Here is a 255-nt window from a genome sequence, read left to right on the forward strand (position 1 = left end):
TTCTGCAAGCCGGCCACCAGGCCTTCGATTTCTTCGGTGGACTTCTGTGTACGTTGCGCCAGGCCACGCACTTCGTCGGCGACCACGGCAAAGCCACGGCCGGCTTCCCCGGCACGCGCGGCTTCAATCGCGGCGTTCAGGGCCAGCAGGTTGGTCTGTTCGGCCACGGCCTTGATCACGTCCATCACGCTGCCGATCTTGTTGCTCTCTTGTTGCAGGTGCGTCATGGCGTCGGTGGAGCGCGCCACTTCGGCC

General features: G+C 64.7%; 1 protein-coding gene. It reads right to left on the reverse strand.

All coding sequences use genetic code 11. The annotated features are described in order from the left end of the window. Positions 1-255: methyl-accepting chemotaxis protein (locus ACY9Z2_RS19175; RefSeq protein ID WP_463611271.1), on the reverse strand; the 255-nt coding region annotated here is incomplete at both ends.

Source organism: Virgibacillus sp. GM2-2 (assembly GCF_055329585.1).